Genomic DNA, 19,070 nt, shown 5'->3' on the forward strand with positions numbered 1-19,070 from the left:
TTACGAAGCACGCGCATGCCGCTCGCCGCAGACCACGCAATCGGCCTGGCGCGCGATCTTCATCGTGTTCCACTCCATGCGCAGTGAATCCAGCATCGTCAGCCGGCCGGCGAGCGTTTCGCCGAAGCCGCCGATCACGCGTAGCGCCTCCGCCGCTTGCATTGCGCCAATGATGCCCACGGTCGGCGAGAACACGCCCATCGTCGAACACGCGACTTCCTCGAACGCCTGATCCGGCGGAAACACGCATGCATAACACGGCGATTGCTCCGAGCGGAAATCGAATGTGCTGATCTGCCCGTCGAAACGCAAGGCCGCGCCCGACACGAGCGGGACGCCATGCGCGACGCACGCGGCGTTGATTGCGTGACGCGTGGCGAAGTTGTCGCTGCAATCCAGCACGACCGACGCGCCCGGCACGTTGGCATCGAGCCAGGCCGCGTCGGCACGCGCGTTGACCGCTTCGATCTCGACATCCGGATTCAGCGCGTTGAGCGTCGCGCGCGCGGATTCCACTTTGGCCTCTCCGACCGAACGCGTCGCGTGCACGATCTGCCGTTGCAGATTCGTGAGATCGACGGTATCGGCATCGACGAGGGTCAGCTTGCCGATTCCCGCTGCCGTGAGATACATCGCGGCAGGCGCGCCTAGGCCGCCCGCGCCGACGATGATCGCGTGAGCATCGAGAAAGCGCTGCTGCGCTTCGATGCCGATTTCATTGACGAGAATATGGCGGGAATAGCGGAGAAGTTGGTCGTCGTTCATCGAGCGGGCGCGTGGCAACGCGCTGTCTGTGCTGCGAAGGGAACGCCATGGAAGCGGCGCGCTTGAGGCGGATATTTTAAGCGCGCGCGGGAGGAAAGGCTTCGCGGCGCGTGACCGCGAAGCCTTACTGCTGATGTTGCCCTGCCTCTTACTTCGACTGAGCCGTGGGCGACGAAGCCGGTTCCGCGCCCGATGCCGGCGCCGAACCCGGCGTGGCCGGCAGCGCGGGCGCCGCAACCACCGGCGCCGAAGCCGAACGTCCCGGCTTGTTCTGTGCGAGCTTGCGTTCGCTGTACGACTTCGATTCGACGACCGTCTTGCCTTCCAGCTTGTTCAACGCCTGCGCAAGCATGAAGTCGTCCGAACTGCCGAACTCCACCGGCTTGCGTTCGCGATCCTTGCGACGCTGCTCCGGCGTTTTCTTGTCGTTCTGCTCTTCGAGAATGCGCAGTTGTTCCAGGCGGTCCTGCTCGCGCTGTTCGGATTCCTTCTTCTCGTTCGGGTCTTGCGTGTTGGCGAGGTGATTCGAATAATCGACTTCGCGCGTGACGAGCGCGTCGTCGGGGTCGCCATCCGCGTATTGATCCACCGGCACATCGGGGCGCACGCCCTGGTTCTGGATCGACTTGCCGCTCGGCGTGTAGTAGTACGCCGTTGTCAGACGCAGCGCGGTGTCCGCGGTCATCGGGCGAACCGTCTGCACCGAGCCCTTGCCGAAGGTCGTCTTACCGACGATCAGCGCGCGGTGATGATCCTGCAACGCGCCCGCCACGATTTCCGATGCCGACGCCGAGTAGGCGTTGGTCAGCACGACCATCGGCACCTTCTTGAAGATGTCCGGCACGCTCTTCAGCGGATCGGAATCGAAGGAGGGCAAACGATAGTTGTCGTAGGTGTCGCGGAAAGTCTGCTTCGCGTCCGCGATCTGGCCATTGGTCGACACGACCACCGAGTTGTCCGGCAGGAATGCGCCCGCCACGCCGACCGCGCTCTGCAACAGACCGCCGCCGTTATTGCGCAGGTCGAGCACGAGGCCCTTCAGGTTCGGTTGTTGACGCGCGAGATCCTGCAGCTTGGCCGCGAGGTCCGGCACCGTGCGTTCCTGGAAGCTCGTGATGCGGATATAGCCATAGCCCGGCTCAGGCACCTTCATCTTGACCGACTGCACGCGGATGAGCGCACGCGTGACGGTGAGCGGGAACGTGCGGTCGTCGCTCTTGCGGAAGATGGTGAGCGTGACCTTGGTGCCCGGTTCGCCGCGCATTTGCTTGACGGCCTTGTCGAGCGTCATGCCGCGCACCGGCTTGTCGTTGATGCGCGTGATGAGGTCGCCCGGACGAATGCCGGCACGGAACGCAGGCGTGTCTTCGATAGGCGAGATGACCTTGATGAGACCGTCTTCCGAGGAAATCTCGATGCCGAGGCCCGCGAAACGGCCCTTGGTCTGTTCCTGAAGCTCTTCGTAATCGGTCTTGTCGAGATACGACGAGTGCGGATCGAGGCTCGACACCATGCCCTTGATGGCGGCGGTGAGGAGCTTCTTGTCATCGACGGGTTCGACGTATTCGTGCTTGATCTGCCCGAAGACTTCGGCGAAGAGCCGCAATTGATCGAGCGGCAGCGGCGATGAGGCCGCTTGCTGGGCGGACGCGGAAATCTGCAGAGTTGCAAGTGCGCCGGCAGCAACGCCCGCGGCTATGAGACCGAAGTTTTTCAGGTTCTTTCGCATAGAGGAGTGCGTTTGGAAAACGAATGGGCTGCATCGTGGGTGACGGGCCAGTATACCCGCTCACCTTCAATGACGACTTAAACGCAACTTAAATGCCCGGGCACGCAGCGCTTGAAACAGCGGGCCCTGCGACGAATGTGCCGGGCGCGACGGAAGACTGTCAGCGAGCGGACATCGGCGCGCGGACCGCCGTGGTCCGCGCATGCAAAGCGCTTGTCGTGCTTATCCCGCCTTGCCCTGCTTGGCGACAGCCGCCTGCGCCGCCGCGATGGCGTCCGGATCGCCCAGGTAGTAATGCTGGATGGGCTTCAGGTTCTCGTCCAGTTCATATACGAGCGGGACGCCGTTCGGGATGTTCAGTCCGACGATGTCGTCATCCGAAATATTGTCCAGATACTTCACGAGCGCACGGATGGAATTGCCATGCGCCGAGATCACGACCTGTTTGCCCGACTTGATGGCCGGCGCGATTGACTCGTTCCACATGGGCAGCACGCGCGCGACCGTGTCTTTCAGGCACTCGGTAAGCGGCAGTTGTTCACGCGGCACGCGGGCATAGCGCGGGTCGTTAAAGGAAGCGCGTTCGTCGTCCGGATTCAGCGCGGGCGGCGGCGTGTCGTAGCTGCGGCGCCAGACGAGCACCTGGTCGTCGCCGTACTTCTTCGCGGTCTCGGCCTTGTTCAGCCCGGCAAGCGCGCCATAGTGACGCTCGTTCAGACGCCACGAATGAACGACCGGAATGTACATCTGGTCCATTTCGTCCTGCACGTGCCAGAGCGTGCGGATGGCGCGCTTGAGCACGGAGGTATAAGCGATGTCGAAGGTATAGCCCGCTTCCTTCAGCAGCACGCCTGCCTGGCGTGCCTCGCGATTGCCCTGCTCGGTCAGGTCGACATCCACCCAGCCGGTGAAGCGGTTTTCCTTGTTCCACGTCGATTCGCCGTGGCGGATGAGCACTAGCTTGTACATGTTTGTAGGTCGGTCAGTTAGGAAGCGGTGCGCCGATCGCACCCCCGATATCCTGCCCACGCGCGCGGGGTGCCGCCATCGGCCGGATGGACAAGGCCATCGCGGTAGACGGTTATTTTATAATGTTCGGATTGCCCTCATTTCCCTTTCTTCCTTCATTACTACCTTTCGGCGGCCCTCGACGTGAAGTTTTTCACTGATTACACGAATCTCGCACTCATCGCGATTGCGCTCATCTCCGGCGCGCTGCTGCTTTGGCCTGTCCTCATGCGGCGCGGCCGTGGCGGCATTTCGGCCGCTGAAGCCGTTACGCTCATCAACCGGCGCAACGCGGTGGTTGTCGATTTGCGGCCCGCGTCCGAGTTCGCGCAGGGCCACTTGCCGTCGGCCCGCAATATCGAGCAGACGGAGCTCCAAGCAAAAATTGGCCAGATCGCCAAAAATAAAGGCAATCCGGTCGTGCTCGTGTGCCAGACCGGTCAACAATCGCAGCGTGCCAGCCGCGCCGTTTCGGAGGCTGGCTACGCTGAGGTCCATGTTTTGCAAGGCGGTGTGGATGCCTGGCAAAAGGCCGGAATGCCGGTCGTGAAACAAGGAGCAGTCAAGTGAACAAAGTCCTCATGTACAGCACCCAAGTGTGCCCGTATTGCCAGATGGCCGAACGTCTTTTAAAGTCCCGCGGGGTCGAAAACATCGAGAAGGTGCTGATCGACCGTGAGCCGGGCCGTCGCGAGGAAATGATGACGCGCACCGGCCGCCGGACCGTGCCGCAGGTTTATATCGGCGACACGCACGTCGGCGGTTATGACGATCTTTCGGCGCTGGACCGCAAGGGCGGTCTCGTGCCGCTTCTCGAGTCGGCCTGACACCACCGCGCGCCGCTCGCGCATTGCGCCGGCGGCGAAGGCGCGCACGCCGAGAGACAGGCGCGCCGAACTTCGAATCATCTAGGAAACCATTATGTCCGACGAGAATAACCAACCGTTTTTCAACATCCAGCGCATTTATCTGAAGGATATGTCGCTCGAGCAACCGAACTCGCCCGCCATCTTCCTCGAACAGGACATGCCCGCGGTTGAGGTCGAAGTCGATGTCAAGGCCGACCGTCTGGCTGAAAGTGTCTTCGAAGTGCTGGTAACAGGCACGGTTACGGCCAAAGTCACGGACAAGGTGGCATTCCTGATCGAAGCAAAGCAGGCAGGTATCTTCGACATTCGCAATATTCCGGCTGAACAGATTGACCCGCTCGTCGGCATTGCGTGCCCGACCATCCTGTTCCCGTACCTGCGCTCGAATATCGCCGATGCGATCACCCGCGCCGGTTTCCCGCCGATCCACCTCGCCGAAATCAACTTCCAGGCCTTGTACGAGCAGCGCCTGTCGCAGCTCGCGGGCTCGCAGGAAGGCGCGGCGAACGGCGCGACGCACTGACGCTTAACGTATCAACCAGTCTGGTCTCACTCTGCCTAACCGGAGCCGAGCATGAAAGTAGCCGTCCTCGGCGCCGGCGCGTGGGGCACCGCATTAGCGGGCCACCTCGCGGCACGGCACGACACGTTGCTCTGGGCGCGCGATGGCGCGCTCATCGAATCGCTTACCCAAACGCATGAAAACGCGCGATATCTCGCGGGCGTAGGCCTGCCAGAAGCGCTGGCGTATTCCGCCGATTTCAACGCGGCCCTCGCACACGCCGCCGCTGACGACGCGTTGTGCGTCGTCGCGACGCCCGTCGCGGGCCTGCGCGCCATGTGCCGCTCGATGCGCCAGGCGGGCATCGTTCCCGCGCATATTCTCTGGCTATGCAAGGGCTTCGAAGCGGATACGCAGTGCCTTCCGAACGAGGTCGTCGCGGCCGAATTGCCTGACCATGTCAGTAACGGCACGCTGTCGGGTCCGAGTTTCGCGCGCGAAGTCGGGCGTGGTTTGCCAGTTGCGCTGACGGTCGCGAGCGCATCGGCGACCTTGGGCACGCGCACCGTGACCGCGTTCCATCATGGCGCCATGCGCATCTATACCGGCGACGATATCGTAGGCGTCGAAGTGGGCGGCGCGGTGAAAAACGTGCTCGCCATCGCCACCGGCATCTCCGATGGCCTCGGCCTCGGCCTCAACGCGCGGGCGGCGCTCATCACACGCGGTCTCGCGGAAATGTCGCGGCTTGGCGTCGCATTGGGCGGGCGCGCGGAGACTTTCACCGGTCTCACGGGCCTCGGCGACCTGATTCTTACCGCAACCGGTGACCTTTCGCGCAACCGCACGGTCGGCGTGCAACTGGCGAGCGGCCGCACGCTCGACGAGATTCTCGCGGCGCTCGGGCATGTAGCTGAGGGCGTGCGCTGCGCGCGCGCGGTTCTTTCGCTTGCGCAGTCGCGTGGCATCGACATGCCGATCACACAGGCGGTATGCCGCGTACTTTTCGATAACGTCACGCCGCGCCACGCGGTGCAGGCGCTGCTCAGCCGGGACGCGAAGGCCGAGTAGCTTTTAGTCTGCGTCGCGACGCGGACCGAAGCGGTTCACGACGCTCACTCGCCACCGTCGAATCCGGCCTGACGCCACGCCTCGAACGTGACGATTGCCACCGTGTTCGACAAATTCAGGCTGCGGTTGCCCGGACGCATGGGCAGGCGCACGCGTTGTTGCGTCGGAAAACCATCCAGCAAGTCGGCCGCAAGACCGCGTGTTTCCGCGCCGAACACAAACCAGTCGCCGGGCTGGAACGCGTGATCGAAAAAGGGCGTCGAGCCGCGCGTGGTAAAGGCAAACATGCGCGCTGGGTCGGGCGTTTCCTTCGCGAGGAAGGCGCTCCAGTTGGCGTGCACGTTCATCTCCGCGTACTCGTGATAATCGAGACCGGCGCGGCGCATTTTGGCGTCGTCGAGCGGAAAGCCGAGCGGCTCGATCAGATGCAAACGCGCGCCCGTGTTGGCGCACAGGCGGATCACATTGCCGGTGTTCGGCGGAATTTCGGGCTCGACGAGTACGACGTTGAACATGGATTGCAGTGGTGAATTGGTTAATCTTTGGGGGTGCGCAGCGCCACGAAATTGCTGACGCGCCGCGCGCCCGCCAGCTTCAATGTGCGCGCGAGGGCATCGAGCGTGGCGCCGGAGGTCATCACGTCATCGACCACGCCAACATGCTTGCCGCGCACGTCGCCCTTTACTTCGAACGCGGATGCAACGTTGCGGCGGCGCGTATCGAGATCGAGTTTGGATTGCTGCGCAGTGTCGATTCTGCGCACGACGAGCGCGGCGTCACCGTGAACGCGCATGCGACGCGCGAGCGGATGCGCAATCGCCCACGCCTGGTTGTAGCCGCGCGCGGCAAGGCGCTGGCGCGATAGCGGCACCGGCACGATCACGTCGGGTAAAGGCAGATCGCTGTCATCGAACAACGCAGCGAGATGCCGCGCGAATGTCGCGCCTGTCGCCAGCCGCGCGCGAAACTTCAGCTCGACGGCCAGTGTGTCGAGTGGCGCGCGATAGTCGGCAAGCGCGATCGTGTCATTGAACGCAGGCGGATTGTCGAGGCACGCCGCGCAGTGCATCCGCGTATCTTCGCGTTCTCTGTCCAGCGCAAACGCCGCCAGCGGAAGCGCGCAGGTCGCGCATCTCAGGCGCGACTCGTTCCAGTACTGGCCGTCACAATCGCTGCACACCACGTCTTGCGACAAATTGCCGCATAACGCGCACTGGCTGGGCAGCGCGGCATCGAGCAGCCGTTTTCCAAGTCCGCGCGCGGTCATCGCGACGCGTGCGGATGACGGGAAGAAATGGCTGAAGACATTCATGGCGGCGCGGACGAATGGTAGGCAACAGGCAACGAACTCGGACGAGCGCATGCACGTGCGGAGAAACAATCGGAACGGTTATGCCCCGTATCGGCCCTAAGCACGGGCTGATTTCAAGACGACCGAGTATACTTCGCACTCTTCGCGAATAGATCGTCATGTCCCAAACGCCCCCTCAAACTAGCCGACCGGCCTATGATTCGCGCCGTTTGCGCGCGATCTTCGACCGTCGCGCCGCGACTTTCGACGAAGTCGCGTTCCTGCCTCGCGAGATTGCCGGCCGGATGCGCGAGCGCCTCGAATACATCAAGGTCGCGCCGACGCGCGTGCTGGATGCGGCGTGCGGCATGGGCGCGGATCTGCCCGCGCTGCGCGAGCGCTTTGCGGAGGCATCGGTACTGGGTGTCGATATTTCTTCCGCGATGCTCGCGCGCGCCCGCGATGCGGAATCGGCGGAAGCCGAAAACGGCGCGGGCTGGCGGCGGTTCCTGCCGGCCACGCTCGCCAAGGCCTTCGGCGCGCGCGGACCGCAACTCGCGCAGGCGGATTTCTCCGAGCTGCCGTTCGCATCGGGCGCGTTCGAGATGCTCTGGTCGAACCTCGCGCTGCACTGGCACTCGCGGCCCGACCTCGTTTTCCCTGAGTGGCAACGCGTGCTGAAGGTCAACGGCCTTCTCATGTTCAGCACCTTCGGCCCAGACACGCTGCGTGAGCTCGCCGCGGCGTATCGCGAGGCCGAGCGCACGCTGGGCTTGCCGCCGCAGCCGCATACGATCGATTTCGTCGACATGCACGACTTGGGCGACATGCTGGTGGAAGGCGGCTTCGAGATTCCGGTGATGGATCAGGAGGTGCTCACCATCACTTACCGTTCGCCGGAATCCTTGCTTGCCGATGTCACGCGCTGGGGTGCTTATCCGTTCGAACGAAGCGCGGCCGCAGACTCGCAAATCGACGTGAAAGCCAGACGCAGCGCGGTTCACAGCGCGCTCGAAGCCCTGCGTCGCGACGACGGAACGATCCCGCTCACGTTCGAAGTGATCTACGGTCACGCATGGAAAGCGGTGCCGCGCACGACCGCCGAAGGTCACGGAATCATTCGGCTGGAAGATATAGGACGAGGCCAAAAACGGAATCGGTGACGGGGTAAAGAGGGCGTCAGTTATGTCTGAAATTTGCGGGCAAAAAGCAGCGCCAAAAGGTGCGTCAAAAGGGCGCAGAAGCTTGTGGCGCTTGGGTTTCAGACGTTACGACCCTTGCTTGTGGATACTACCCGACGCGCCTATAATGCGTCAGTTTGTCGCCCGGGCTGTGACAAATTTGGGCGAAATCCGAGCAAAAGTATGTGATTGCATGCGGATGGGAAGGAGGCGGCGATGCAAGCAAGCCACGCGCTGACAGACGACGAGCCAGTCATCAAAGACTGGCTGATGAAACGGAACTGCTCCGCTTCGCCGCGTCAGTTCGTGGTCTTTTATCTGTCGCTGGCGCTGTTTTCCTTTCTCATCGCAACGCTCTTGTTTCTGAACGGCGCCTGGCTGGTGCTGCCGTTCACCGGGTTCGAGCTGACCGTGGTCGGCGTCGCGTTTCTAATCTACGCGCGGCACGCAGTCGACTACGAACGAATCCGGTTGTTTGAAAACCGCTTGTTGATCGAGCAGATGAACGCCGAGGAACTGACGCAGTTCGAATTTAATCCGCGCTGGGTGCGGGTCGAAACGGGCGCGACGCCGAGAGAGCCGCTCACGATCGTGTCGCGCGGTCAATCGGTGAAAATCGGACAACACCTTGCACAGCATCGTCGCAAACAATTTGCTGCCGAGCTGCGAGCGTCGCTGAGACGCTCTGCTTAAGAGGCATGATGTGGCCTGACGGCTCGGCGCGATGCCCACGGGGGTCGAGGGTTTGAATGGAAATTTTGGGTAAGGATGCTATGAAAACAATCAAGCGAGCCCTCTCGGGCGTGCTGGCGGCAGGCGCACTGCTGAACGCCGGCGTAGCCCTGGCGGTCAACGACAGTCCTGGCGGCCCAGCTGTAAACGAGCTGAACTTTCAGCCGCCAGTGACGAAGATCGCCGAGGAGCTCTACGGCCTCCATACGTTCATGCTCATCATCTGTCTCGTCATTTTTCTTGGCGTGTTCGGGGTGATGTTCTATTCGCTCATTGCGCACCGCAAGTCCAAAGGCCACAAGCCCGCTAATTTCCACGAAAGCACCACGGTCGAAATCATCTGGACGATCGTGCCGTTCGTCATCGTCGTGTTGATGGCGCTGCCGGCCACCAAGGCCGTCGTCGCAATGAAGGACACCAGCAACGCCGACCTCACCGTCAAAGTCACCGGCTACCAATGGAAATGGGGCTACGACTACGTGAAGGGTCCGGGCGAGGGCATCAGCTTCCTCTCCACGCTCACCACGCCGCGTAGCGAAGTGAACGGCCAGAAGCCGATTTCCGAGCTGTACCTGCAGGAAGTGGACAATCCGCTCGTCGTGCCGGTCGACAAGAAAATTCGCATCATCACCACCGCGAACGACGTCGTTCACTCGTGGTATGTGCCGGCCTTCGGCGTGAAGCAGGACGCCATTCCCGGCTTCGTGCGCGACACCTGGTTCAAGGCCGAGAAAATCGGTACTTTCCGTGGCTTCTGTACCGAACTTTGCGGTAAGGAACACGCGTACATGCCGGTGGTCGTCGAGGTGCTTTCCGCCGACGACTACGCGAAGTGGGTCGACACGCAAAAGAAGAAACTGGCCGCATCCGCCGACGATCCCAACAAGACCTACACGATGGACGAGCTGAAGACGCGCGGCGCGGCAGTCTACGCGTCGAACTGCGCGGTCTGCCATCAGCCGACCGGCAAGGGCGGCGGTCCGTTCCCGGCGCTCGACGGCAGCAAGGTTGCCAACGGCCCGATCGCGGACCACGTAAGCATCGTGCTGCACGGCAAGGGCGCCATGCCGCCGTGGCAGAGTACGCTTAACGATGTCGAGATCGCATCGGTCATCACTTACGAGCGCAATACCTGGGGCAACCATACGGGCGACATTCTGCAGCCGAAGCAAGTTGCCGACGCGCGCAATGGCAAGATGCCCGAAGGCGGCGGTCAGAAGACAGCGGCTGCGGCAACGCCCGAAGCCGCAAGCGCGGCGCCGGCTGCGGCGGCGTCCGGTGCCGAGGCAACGGCGAGCGCCAATCTGCCCGCGAGCATCTATTTCGAAACGGGCAAGAGCACGCTGCCCGCGGAAGCCAACGACGCGGTTCAGGCCGCAGCGGCCTATGCCAAGGCGCATCCCGAAGCGAAGCTCGCTATTTCCGGCTTCACGGATGCCTCCGGAGGCGCAGACCTGAACGCGGAACTCGCCAAGCAACGCGCGCAGGCCGTGCGCGACGCGTTGAAGGCAGCAGGTGTATCGGAAGATCGTATCGTGTTGAAAAAGCCCGAATCCGTTACGGGCGGCACGGATGCGAAGGAAGCCCGTCGCGTAGAAATCAGTCCGGCTGCTTGACCTGACGAGCGCACCTTTCCCTCATCGCGACACTGCGAGCCACGGAAAGGTCCGCCTCATAGCCGAGTGCCCCGAGTATTTGCTTTAGGAGATGATTGTCATGTCTAGCATCGGACACGATGTAGCCGCGGGTCACGACCACGCGCACGACGACCATGCGCACGAGTTGCCGCATGGCTGGCGCCGGTGGCTTTTCGCCACCAACCACAAGGACATCGGGACGCTGTACCTGTTGTTCTCCTTCATCATGTTCCTCTCCGGAGGCGTGATGGCGCTTGGCATTCGTGCCGAGCTGTTCGAGCCGGGACTGCAGATCATGCGTCCCGAGTTCTTCAACCAGTTGACCACCATGCACGGCCTCATCATGGTGTTCGGCGCGATCATGCCGGCGTTCGTCGGCTTCGCGAACTGGATGGTGCCGCTGCAGATCGGCGCGTCGGACATGGCGTTCGCGCGCATGAACAACTTCAGCTTCTGGCTCCTGCCGGTCGCCGCGGTTCTGCTGGTCGGCTCGTTCTTCGTGCCGGGCGGCGCGACCGCAGCGGGCTGGACGCTTTACGCGCCGCTTTCCACGCAGATGGGCCCGGGCATGGACTTCGCCATCTTCGCGGTCCACATCATGGGTGCGTCGTCGATCATGGGCGGTATCAATATCGTCGTGACGATCCTGAACATGCGCGCGCCCGGCATGACGCTCATGAAGATGCCGATGTTCGCATGGACGTGGCTCATCACCGCGTACCTCCTGATCGCCGTGATGCCGGTTCTGGCAGGCGCCATCACCATGGTGCTGTTCGACCGTCACTTCGGCACGTCGTTCTTCAATGCGGCAGGCGGCGGTGATCCGGTCATGTACCAGCATATCTTCTGGTTCTTCGGACACCCCGAGGTCTACATCATGATCTTGCCGGCGTTCGGGATCGTCTCGCAGGTGATTCCGGCGTTCTCGCGCAAGCCGCTTTTCGGCTATAGCTCGATGGTGTACGCCACGTCGTCGATCGCGATTCTCTCGTTCATGGTCTGGGCGCACCACATGTTCGCCACGGGCATGCCGGTGACGGGCCAGCTGTTCTTCATGTACGCGACCATGCTGATCGCCGTTCCGACGGGCGTGAAGGTGTTCAACTGGGTCGCGACGATGTGGCGCGGCGCGCTGACCTTCGAGACGCCGATGCTCTTTGCAATCGGCTTCCTGTTCGTGTTCACGATGGGCGGCTTCACGGGCCTGATCCTCTCCATGGCCCCGCTCGACATCCAGATGCACGGCACTTACTACGTGGTGGCGCACTTCCACTACGTGCTGGTGGCGGGTTCGCTTTTCGCGCTGTTCGCGGGCTGGTACTACTGGGCGCCTAAGTGGACTGGCTGGATGTATAACGAGATGCGCGGCAAGATCCACTTCTGGGCGTCGCTGATCTTCTTCAACATCACCTTCTTCCCGATGCACTTCCTGGGTCTCGCGGGCATGCCGCGTCGCTATGCGGATTACCCGGCGCAGTTCACGGACTTCAACCAGGTTGCGACCATCGGTGCGTTCGGATTCGGTCTCGCGCAGGTGTACTTCCTGTTCGCGGTCGCGCTGCCGACGTATCGCGGCGGTGGTGAGCTGGAAAAGGCAGGCGACAAGCCGTGGGATGGCGCGGAAGGACTGGAATGGACCGTGCCGAGCCCGGCGCCGTTCCATACCTTCGAGCAACCGCCGACGGTCGAATAATAGTCTGGTTTCGAAGGCTGCAAGGCTTCGCTCCGAAGCCTTGCAGTCACAAAGATCAAAGGAAGCATGGCCCCGAATCCACAAAAAAGACGTTCGCCCGAAGAAATCCGCGCGGGCAACAAGCGGCTCGGTTTGATCATGATGTTGATTGCCGCCGTCTTCTTTCTGGGTATCGTCGTCAGGCAATATCTGTTGTCGCGAGGGTAGGAAAGCCAAGTGTCCACTCAGGATGATTCTCAAGTCGACCGGTCGTTCAATCGGTCGATGCTGGTGAAGCTCTTCGTCGTGGCCGCGATGATGTTCGGCTTCGGCTTCGCCCTGGTGCCGATGTACAAGGCAATTTGCCAGATCACCGGCATCAACAATCTCGTGCAGCGCGATGCGAGCGCGCGCGAGGCGAAGAACACGCAGGTCGACGCGAGCCGTACGATTTCCATCGAGTTCGATGCGAACGCGCGCGGTCCGCTGCAGTTCAAGCCGGAGCAGAACAGTCTCGACATTCACCCCGGCGAAGTGATGACGGTGATGTACCAGGTGACCAACGAGCAAGGCCGCACGGTGAAGGCGCAGGCCATTCCGAGCTATGCGCCGAAGCAGGCCACCGAGTACTTCAAGAAGATCGAATGCTTCTGCTTCACGCAGCAGACGCTCGGGCCCAATGAGACGAAGCGCATGCCGGTGGTCTTCGTCGTGGACCCGAAGCTGCCGAAGGACGTCAAGACGATCACGCTGTCGTACACGTTCTTCGAACTCGACACACCGAAACCCGCGGCCAAGGGAACGTGATGATCATGAACCCAGAAGCACGAAATGGACGCAATGGACGTGACGGACGCAATGGCGGCGGTTTCCTGAAGCTCGTGAAGGCGGTGTTCTGGTCGTTCTTCGGCGTGCGCCGCCGGGCGGATCTGGAAAACGACGCCGCGCAGTTGAAGCCGTTGCATCTGATCGCGGCGGGGGTGATCGGCGCGGTGGTGTTCATCGTCGTATTGCTGCTGGTGGTGCGCGCGGTAGTCGGATAGACAAAACGTCGGGCGAGCGGTCGAACGCGCGGCGATACAAGAAAACTCAAGCAACTGGATCGAAGTGGAGAATCAAATGAGCGGTCAAAACGAGAGCCCGTACTATTTCGTGCCGCATCCGTCACGCCATCCGATCATGGCTGCGTGCGGTTTGCTGGTGATGCTGTCCTCGCTGGCGGCGTGGGTGAACGGTCATTCGTGGGCGCCTGCCACCACGTTCGTCGGCCTGCTGTTTCTGCTGTTCGTTCTGTGGCATTGGTTCGGCGACGCCATCTCCGAATCCGAAGGCGGCATGTACGGCAAGAACGTCGACGTGTCGTATCGCTGGAGCATGAGCTGGTTCATCTTCTCCGAAGTCATGTTCTTCGCGGCGTTTTTCGGCGCGCTGTTTTATGCGCGCGCCATTGCCATGCACGAACTCGGCAGCCTCGATTACAAGCTGATCTGGCCGGACTTCACCGCCGTGTGGCCGAACAACGGCCCGGCTGCGCTGGTGCCGCATTTCCGCTCGATGGTGCCGTGGCCGCTGCCGACCATCAACACGGCGCTCTTGCTTTCCTCGGGCGCGACGCTCACGGTGGCTCACCATGCGCTGCGTGAAGATCATCGCCGAAAGGCCATCATCTGGCTGGCTGCGACAGTCGCGCTGGGCGTGATCTTCCTGTTTTGCCAGGGCTACGAATACTTCCACGCCTACAACGAACTGAACCTGACGCTTTCGTCGGGTGTGTACGGTTCGACGTTTTTCCTGCTCACCGGCTTCCACGGTTTTCACGTGTTCCTTGGCGGCACCATGCTCGCGGTCGTTTGCGTGCGCCTGATTCGCGGCCACTTCACGGCGGAACATCATTTCGCCTTCGAGGGCGCCGCGTGGTACTGGCACTTCGTCGACGTCGTGTGGCTCGGGCTGTACGTCGTCGTCTACTGGCTGTAAGCGTTTGCTTCGAGCGAGGACGCGCCAATTCGGCGCGCACGCTGTCACGCAAGACATGCCACGCCGCCCTCGACCTTCGCGGGCGGCGTTTTGTTTTGGGAAGCGAGTGAATGCGCGCGATTGTGTCGCGACGCGACAATCGGTCCCGCGTGGGAAACCTTCGAGACGCGTTATCGTCCGAGCGGAATGCCGGTCGATTGAATCCAGCCCATCCAGTGCGCAAACAGGATGAACAGGAAGAGCGAAATGGACAGCCCGACGCGCGTGGCGAGCGACCACACCATGCGCTTCGTCTGACCTTTATCGGTCATCATGAAGTACAGGGCCGAGCCCAGGCTGCCAATGATGAGGATGAATGCAATAGCAACGATGATGTGCATGAAACCAGCCTGCGATAGTTGCATCGACCGCTCGCGAAACGCCGTGAGCAATATGAAAACGAGTCGTCTCATTATCGCACTCGATGAATCGGTGCGTGCGGCGTCGGTTCCGGAGCGTGCGGCATGAAAATCCGCCTCTGGCCCACGGTGCTGATCCTGATCGTCGTCGCAATCACTCTGCGGCTCGGCTTCTGGCAGCGCGACCGCGCGCATCAGAAGGAAGCGCTGAACGCGCAGATCGTCGCGTTCGAGAATGCGCCCGCACGACGCGTGAGTGTCGATCCGTTGCCGCTCAAGTCGATCGAATTCCATCGCGTCGAGGCGCGCGGCGAATTCATGCCGGAGCGCGTCGTCTATTTGGACAATCGTCCGTATAACGACCAGCCGGGCTTTTATGTCGTGATGCCGCTTAAACTCGAGGGCGGCGGCTACGTGCTCGTGAATCGCGGATGGCTGCCGCGCAACATGGCGGACCGTACGGGCATCGAGCCCTATGAGACGCCGAAAGGCATCGTGGACGTGAAGGGCATCGCGCGCTCGAATGCATCGGAGGCGTTCGAGCTCGGCAGCGGCGGCTCCGCTGCGCGTCAGCAGATCCGGCAAAACCTGAACGTCGCCTCGTATGCCGCGGAAACCGGGCTCGCGTTTCAGCCGTTCGTGATTCAACAGACGAGCGCCACCGCCGACAAGCTCGTGCGCGACTGGCCGGCGGCCACGCTTGGTGTCGATCGCAACTACGGCTACATGTTCCAGTGGTGGGGCATGGCGGCAGCGGCCATCGCCTTCGGCTTGTATGCCGCACGGCGCGCCGCGAGGAAAGACAGCGACCCGGCCGCCGCCGACGAAGCCGCCGACGACGAGGCCGCGAAAGAAGCATGAACCCATGATGCCGCGTCCAATGGAAGTGACATCGACCGAATAGAGAATCCATGCAAGCTCAACGCACCACTACAACCCGACCGCCCGCGAAAAAAGGCTCCTGGATTAGCGGCCGGTGGATGCTGGTACTGCTCGCGCTGGTCTGCGCGGCGCCGGTGATCGCCTCGTATCTGATGTACTACGTCGTCAAGCCCGCGGGCGGCACGACGAGCTACGGCACGTTGATCGAACCGCAACGGCCGATTCCGGAACAGATCGTCGTCACCGATGAAAAAGGTCAGCCGGTGCCGCTCAAGTCGCTCGAAGGCAAGTGGCTGATGATCACCGTCAACGGCAGCGATTGCGACGAAGTGTGCGTGAAGCGCCTCTATTTCATGCGGCAGGTGCGCGCGCTACAGTCGGGCGAGCGCGAGCGCGTGCTGAACGTCTGGCTGCGCACGGACGACAAGCCCGTCGCGAATGTCATCAAAACCGCGTATCCGCAACCGGACACACGCATGCTCGTGACGAACGAACAAGCCCTCTCGGGATGGCTGCCGGTGGACGCCGGCACGAAGCTTTCGGATCACATTTATCTTGTCGATCCGAACGGCAACCTGATGATGCGCTTCCCGAAGAACCCCGATCCCAAGAAGATCAACACGGACGTGGCGAAGCTATTGAAGTGGTCGCGCATCGGCTGATACGCCGGGACGCCACGACCAAAACGAAGGTGAAAGTATGTTTGTATTAGAACTCGGTCTGATCGGCCTATGCATTGCGCTGCTGCCGCTCTCGTTCGTCTGGGTCAAGGCCGATGACAACAAGTTCAGGAAGCTCGTCTGGCTAACCACTTTTCTGACGCTCGATCTGATCATGTTCGGTGGCTTCACGCGCCTGACCGATTCCGGCCTTGGCTGTCCCGACTGGCCTGGCTGTTATGGCACGGCGTCGCCGTTCATCGCGCACGCGCAGATCGCGGCCGCGCATCAGGCCATGCCCACTGGTCCGGTCAGCCCGATGAAGGCGTGGATCGAGATGCTGCATCGCTACTTTGCGATGGCGATCGGCGTGCTGATCATCGCGCAGGTCGTCATTGCGTGGACCGCGCGCATCAGACGAAAGGCGCTGCATGTTTCGCCGTGGTGGCCGACGGGCATCCTCGCGCTCATTCTGCTGCAAGGCGCTTTTGGCGCGTGGACCGTCACGCTCAAGTTGCAGCCGGTCATCGTCACGACGCATCTCTTGCTCGGGCTTGCGTTGCTGGCCGCGCTCGGCTGGCTCGCCGCGCGGCAAACGCCGATTCCCTCGCTCGACCCGGCCGCCGCGCGATGGATGCCGGCCGCGATTGTCGGCATCGTGTTGCTCGTTGTGCAGATTGCGCTGGGTGGCTGGGTCAGTACGAACTACGCGGTGCTCGCCTGCACGGACTTTCCACTCTGCAATGGCCAATGGATTCCGCCGATGAACTTCGAACACGGTTTCCACTTGTGGCGCGCGCTCGGCATGACCGGCAACGGCGACGTCATCTCGCAGGACGCGCTGGTGGCAATCCATTGGACGCATCGCACGTTTGCGATAGTGGTCGTGCTTTATCTGCTCTGGCTCGCCGCGATGCTGCGCCGTTTCGAGTCCCTACGCACGCCCGCTACCGCCGTGCTCGTCGTCATCCTGATTCAATTTTTCACAGGTTTGTCCAATATCGTGTTGCAGTGGCCGCTGCCTATCGCAGTGGCGCACAATGGCGGGGCTGCCATCCTGTTGCTACTACTCGTTATGCTAAACTTTCGAATCTCTTCCAGCCGTCCCGGCCGCGCCGCGGTTCCCGCGCGCGACATCGTTTCAGCGTGACTCCACATCATGGATAGCACGACACTTCACTCCCCGCTTGGCAGCCGCGTATCGCAATACATTGCGCTGACCAAGCCGCGCGTCACGCAGCTTGCCGTGTTCTGCGCCGTCATCGGCATGTTCCTCGCCACGCCCGGCATGGTGCCGTGGACCGTTTTGATTGGTGGCGCGGTCGGCATCTGGCTGCTGGCGGGCGCTGCGTTCGCCATCAACTGCCTCGTCGAACAGAAGATCGATGCCAAGATGCGTCGCACCGCGTGGCGTCCTTCGGCGCGCGGGCAAATCACGAGCGCGCAGATTCTCACGTTCTCGGCGGTGCTCGGCGGTATCGGCATGTGGACGCTCTATACGTTCACCAATCCGCTCACGATGTGGCTGACGGTTGCCACGTTCGTGGGCTACGCCGTCATCTACACGTTGTTGCTCAAGCCTTATACGCCGCAGAACATCGTCATTGGTGGCGCTTCGGGTGCCATGCCGCCAGCGCTCGGTTGGGCGGCCGTCACGGGTGCGGTTCCCGGCGACGCGTGGATTCTCGTGCTCATCATCTTCGTCTGGACGCCGCCGCATTTCTGGGCGCTCGCGCTGTATCGCAAGAAGGATTACGAAAACGCCGGTCTGCCCATGCTGCCTATCACGCACGGCGAGCAGTACACGCGTCTGCATATCTTCCTGTACACGGTCATCCTGTTCGCGGTCACGCTGATGCCGTTCATCTCGGGCATGAGCGGCGTGATCTATCTGGCGAGCGCGGTTGCGCTGGGCGCGGTGTTTCTCGGTTACGCGTGGAAGATTTATCGCGATTACTCGGACGCGCTGGCGCGCAAGACCTTCCGTTATTCGATCGTGTATCTGTCGCTCTTGTTCGGCGCGCTTCTGGTCGATCATTACGTTCGCACGGTGATCGGTGCATGAGGGCGTTCTTTCGCAAGATGCTCGCTCCGCTTTTGCTCGCGCTGGCGAGCATGGCGCTGCTCTCTGCATGCGAGAAGGCGCCCGATTTCAAGAACCTCGACATCACGGGCAACAAGCAGTTTGGCAGCGACTTCTCGTTGCCCGACACCAGCGGCAAGACACGCACGCTCGGTGACTTCAAAGGCAAGGCCGTGGTTTTGTTTTTCGGCTATACGCATTGCCCGGATGTCTGCCCGACCACACTCGCCGAACTCTCGCAAGCATTGCAGCAACTCGGCGGTAAAGCGAAGGACGTGCAGGTGCTCATGGTCACGGTCGATCCCGCGCGCGACACGCCCGATCTTCTCGGTCAATACGTGACGGCGTTCAACCCGGCGTATGTCGGCTTGCGGCCGGCAAACGACGCCGAGCTTGCCAAAGTCGCGAAGGATTTCCGCGTGTACTACGCGAAGTCCAACGGCAAGACGGCGGACGACTACACGATGGATCACACCGCCGCGAGCTACGTGTTCGACAAGGACGGCAAACTGCGTCTTTTCGCGCGCGACGGTCAGGGCGTCGAGCCGTGGGTGCATGACTTGAAGCTGCTGATCGACTGAGATCGGCGCATCGTTGGTTTGGAGAAAGCGGCC

Annotated in this window: 23 protein-coding genes; 17 read left to right on the plus strand and 6 right to left on the minus strand. The window is 61.9% G+C overall.

The window, feature by feature from the left end; translation table 11 throughout:
* The 3 genes from QCE79_RS00985 to gpmA all read right to left on the minus strand — a co-directional run bounded on the left by QCE79_RS00985 (position 1) and on the right by gpmA (position 3,463).
* Positions 1-765: a molybdopterin-synthase adenylyltransferase MoeB gene (locus QCE79_RS00985; RefSeq protein WP_309841209.1), complete on the minus strand. Its 765-nt coding sequence runs from the start codon at positions 763-765 to the stop codon at positions 1-3.
* A gap of 148 nt (positions 766-913) precedes the next feature.
* Positions 914-2,494, minus strand: coding sequence for a S41 family peptidase (locus QCE79_RS00990; protein ID WP_244826869.1), 1,581 nt, complete (start codon positions 2,492-2,494; stop codon positions 914-916).
* A 222-nt stretch (positions 2,495-2,716) separates the two neighbouring features.
* Positions 2,717-3,463, minus strand: coding sequence for a 2,3-diphosphoglycerate-dependent phosphoglycerate mutase (gpmA, locus tag QCE79_RS00995; RefSeq protein ID WP_244826870.1), 747 nt, complete (start codon positions 3,461-3,463; stop codon positions 2,717-2,719).
* A 183-nt stretch (positions 3,464-3,646) separates the two neighbouring features.
* On the opposite strand from gpmA, the gene QCE79_RS01000 reads away from it, so the two are divergent.
* The 4 genes from QCE79_RS01000 (at position 3,647) to QCE79_RS01015 (ending at position 5,944) form a co-directional block, all read left to right on the plus strand.
* The gene (locus tag QCE79_RS01000; RefSeq protein WP_244826871.1) at positions 3,647-4,072 is read left to right on the plus strand and encodes a rhodanese-like domain-containing protein; all 426 of its coding nucleotides are present in this window, start codon (positions 3,647-3,649) and stop codon (positions 4,070-4,072) included.
* The gene (grxC, locus tag QCE79_RS01005) at positions 4,069-4,329 is read left to right on the plus strand and encodes a glutaredoxin 3 (protein ID WP_244826872.1); all 261 of its coding nucleotides are present in this window, start codon (positions 4,069-4,071) and stop codon (positions 4,327-4,329) included. Before QCE79_RS01000 ends, grxC begins: the two co-directional genes overlap by 4 nt.
* A gap of 94 nt (positions 4,330-4,423) precedes the next feature.
* The gene (secB, locus tag QCE79_RS01010) at positions 4,424-4,894 is read left to right on the plus strand and encodes a protein-export chaperone SecB (RefSeq protein WP_244826873.1); all 471 of its coding nucleotides are present in this window, start codon (positions 4,424-4,426) and stop codon (positions 4,892-4,894) included.
* Between the two features lie 51 nt (positions 4,895-4,945).
* The gene (locus tag QCE79_RS01015) at positions 4,946-5,944 is read left to right on the plus strand and encodes an NAD(P)H-dependent glycerol-3-phosphate dehydrogenase (protein WP_250462796.1); all 999 of its coding nucleotides are present in this window, start codon (positions 4,946-4,948) and stop codon (positions 5,942-5,944) included.
* 44 nt (positions 5,945-5,988) lie between these two features.
* Here QCE79_RS01015 and trmL read toward each other — a convergent pair whose 3' ends face one another.
* Positions 5,989-6,459, minus strand: coding sequence for a tRNA (uridine(34)/cytosine(34)/5-carboxymethylaminomethyluridine(34)-2'-O)-methyltransferase TrmL (trmL, locus tag QCE79_RS01020; RefSeq protein WP_244826875.1), 471 nt, complete (start codon positions 6,457-6,459; stop codon positions 5,989-5,991).
* A gap of 20 nt (positions 6,460-6,479) precedes the next feature.
* Positions 6,480-7,256 (minus strand): phosphoribosyltransferase family protein, encoded by a 777-nt coding sequence (locus tag QCE79_RS01025; protein WP_404988813.1) that lies wholly within the window; start codon positions 7,254-7,256, stop codon positions 6,480-6,482.
* A gap of 158 nt (positions 7,257-7,414) precedes the next feature.
* On the opposite strand from QCE79_RS01025, the gene QCE79_RS01030 reads away from it, so the two are divergent.
* The 8 genes from QCE79_RS01030 (at position 7,415) to QCE79_RS01065 (ending at position 14,434) form a co-directional block, all read left to right on the plus strand.
* Complete coding sequence (locus QCE79_RS01030) at positions 7,415-8,398, plus strand: methyltransferase domain-containing protein (protein WP_309841216.1); 984 nt, start codon at positions 7,415-7,417, stop codon at positions 8,396-8,398.
* A gap of 234 nt (positions 8,399-8,632) precedes the next feature.
* Positions 8,633-9,109 carry a DUF2244 domain-containing protein gene (locus QCE79_RS01035; protein WP_309845109.1) on the plus strand — a complete coding sequence of 159 codons (477 nt, stop codon included), beginning with the start codon at positions 8,633-8,635 and terminating at the stop codon, positions 9,107-9,109.
* 56 nt (positions 9,110-9,165) lie between these two features.
* On the plus strand, positions 9,166-10,764 hold the full coding sequence (gene coxB / locus QCE79_RS01040; protein WP_244826877.1) for a cytochrome c oxidase subunit II: 1,599 nt from the start codon (positions 9,166-9,168) through the stop codon (positions 10,762-10,764).
* Positions 10,765-10,864: 100 nt separating this feature from the next.
* Complete coding sequence (gene ctaD, locus QCE79_RS01045) at positions 10,865-12,478, plus strand: cytochrome c oxidase subunit I (RefSeq protein WP_244826878.1); 1,614 nt, start codon at positions 10,865-10,867, stop codon at positions 12,476-12,478.
* Between the two features lie 66 nt (positions 12,479-12,544).
* Entirely contained in the window at positions 12,545-12,685 is a 141-nt protein-coding gene (locus tag QCE79_RS01050) for a cytochrome oxidase small assembly protein (protein WP_244826879.1), read from the plus strand.
* Positions 12,686-12,694: 9 nt separating this feature from the next.
* On the plus strand, positions 12,695-13,264 hold the full coding sequence (locus QCE79_RS01055; protein ID WP_244826880.1) for a cytochrome c oxidase assembly protein: 570 nt from the start codon (positions 12,695-12,697) through the stop codon (positions 13,262-13,264).
* A gap of 5 nt (positions 13,265-13,269) precedes the next feature.
* Positions 13,270-13,500 (plus strand): DUF2970 domain-containing protein, encoded by a 231-nt coding sequence (locus tag QCE79_RS01060; protein WP_244826881.1) that lies wholly within the window; start codon positions 13,270-13,272, stop codon positions 13,498-13,500.
* 76 nt (positions 13,501-13,576) lie between these two features.
* The gene (locus tag QCE79_RS01065) at positions 13,577-14,434 is read left to right on the plus strand and encodes a cytochrome c oxidase subunit 3 (protein ID WP_244826882.1); all 858 of its coding nucleotides are present in this window, start codon (positions 13,577-13,579) and stop codon (positions 14,432-14,434) included.
* 170 nt (positions 14,435-14,604) lie between these two features.
* On the opposite strand, the gene QCE79_RS01070 is transcribed toward QCE79_RS01065, so the two are convergent.
* Positions 14,605-14,814, minus strand: coding sequence for a twin transmembrane helix small protein (locus QCE79_RS01070; protein WP_244826883.1), 210 nt, complete (start codon positions 14,812-14,814; stop codon positions 14,605-14,607).
* A 123-nt stretch (positions 14,815-14,937) separates the two neighbouring features.
* On the opposite strand from QCE79_RS01070, the gene QCE79_RS01075 reads away from it, so the two are divergent.
* The 5 genes from QCE79_RS01075 to QCE79_RS01095 are packed head-to-tail and all read left to right on the plus strand — an operon-like array spanning position 14,938 to position 19,037.
* Entirely contained in the window at positions 14,938-15,693 is a 756-nt protein-coding gene (locus tag QCE79_RS01075) for an SURF1 family protein (protein ID WP_244826884.1), read from the plus strand.
* A gap of 50 nt (positions 15,694-15,743) precedes the next feature.
* Positions 15,744-16,376 (plus strand): cytochrome C oxidase subunit I, encoded by a 633-nt coding sequence (locus QCE79_RS01080; protein WP_309841222.1) that lies wholly within the window; start codon positions 15,744-15,746, stop codon positions 16,374-16,376.
* Between the two features lie 37 nt (positions 16,377-16,413).
* Positions 16,414-17,523 (plus strand): COX15/CtaA family protein, encoded by a 1,110-nt coding sequence (locus tag QCE79_RS01085; protein WP_309841224.1) that lies wholly within the window; start codon positions 16,414-16,416, stop codon positions 17,521-17,523.
* Between the two features lie 9 nt (positions 17,524-17,532).
* Positions 17,533-18,438: a heme o synthase gene (cyoE, locus tag QCE79_RS01090; RefSeq protein ID WP_244826887.1), complete on the plus strand. Its 906-nt coding sequence runs from the start codon at positions 17,533-17,535 to the stop codon at positions 18,436-18,438.
* Positions 18,435-19,037, plus strand: a complete 603-nt coding sequence (locus QCE79_RS01095) for an SCO family protein (protein WP_250525329.1) — start codon at positions 18,435-18,437, stop codon at positions 19,035-19,037. The genes cyoE and QCE79_RS01095 overlap by 4 nt, the downstream gene beginning before the upstream one ends.
* The last annotated feature ends 33 nt before the right edge of the window (positions 19,038-19,070 follow it).

The organism is Caballeronia sp. LZ003, assembly GCF_031451465.1.
Lineage (GTDB): Bacteria > Pseudomonadota > Gammaproteobacteria > Burkholderiales > Burkholderiaceae > Caballeronia.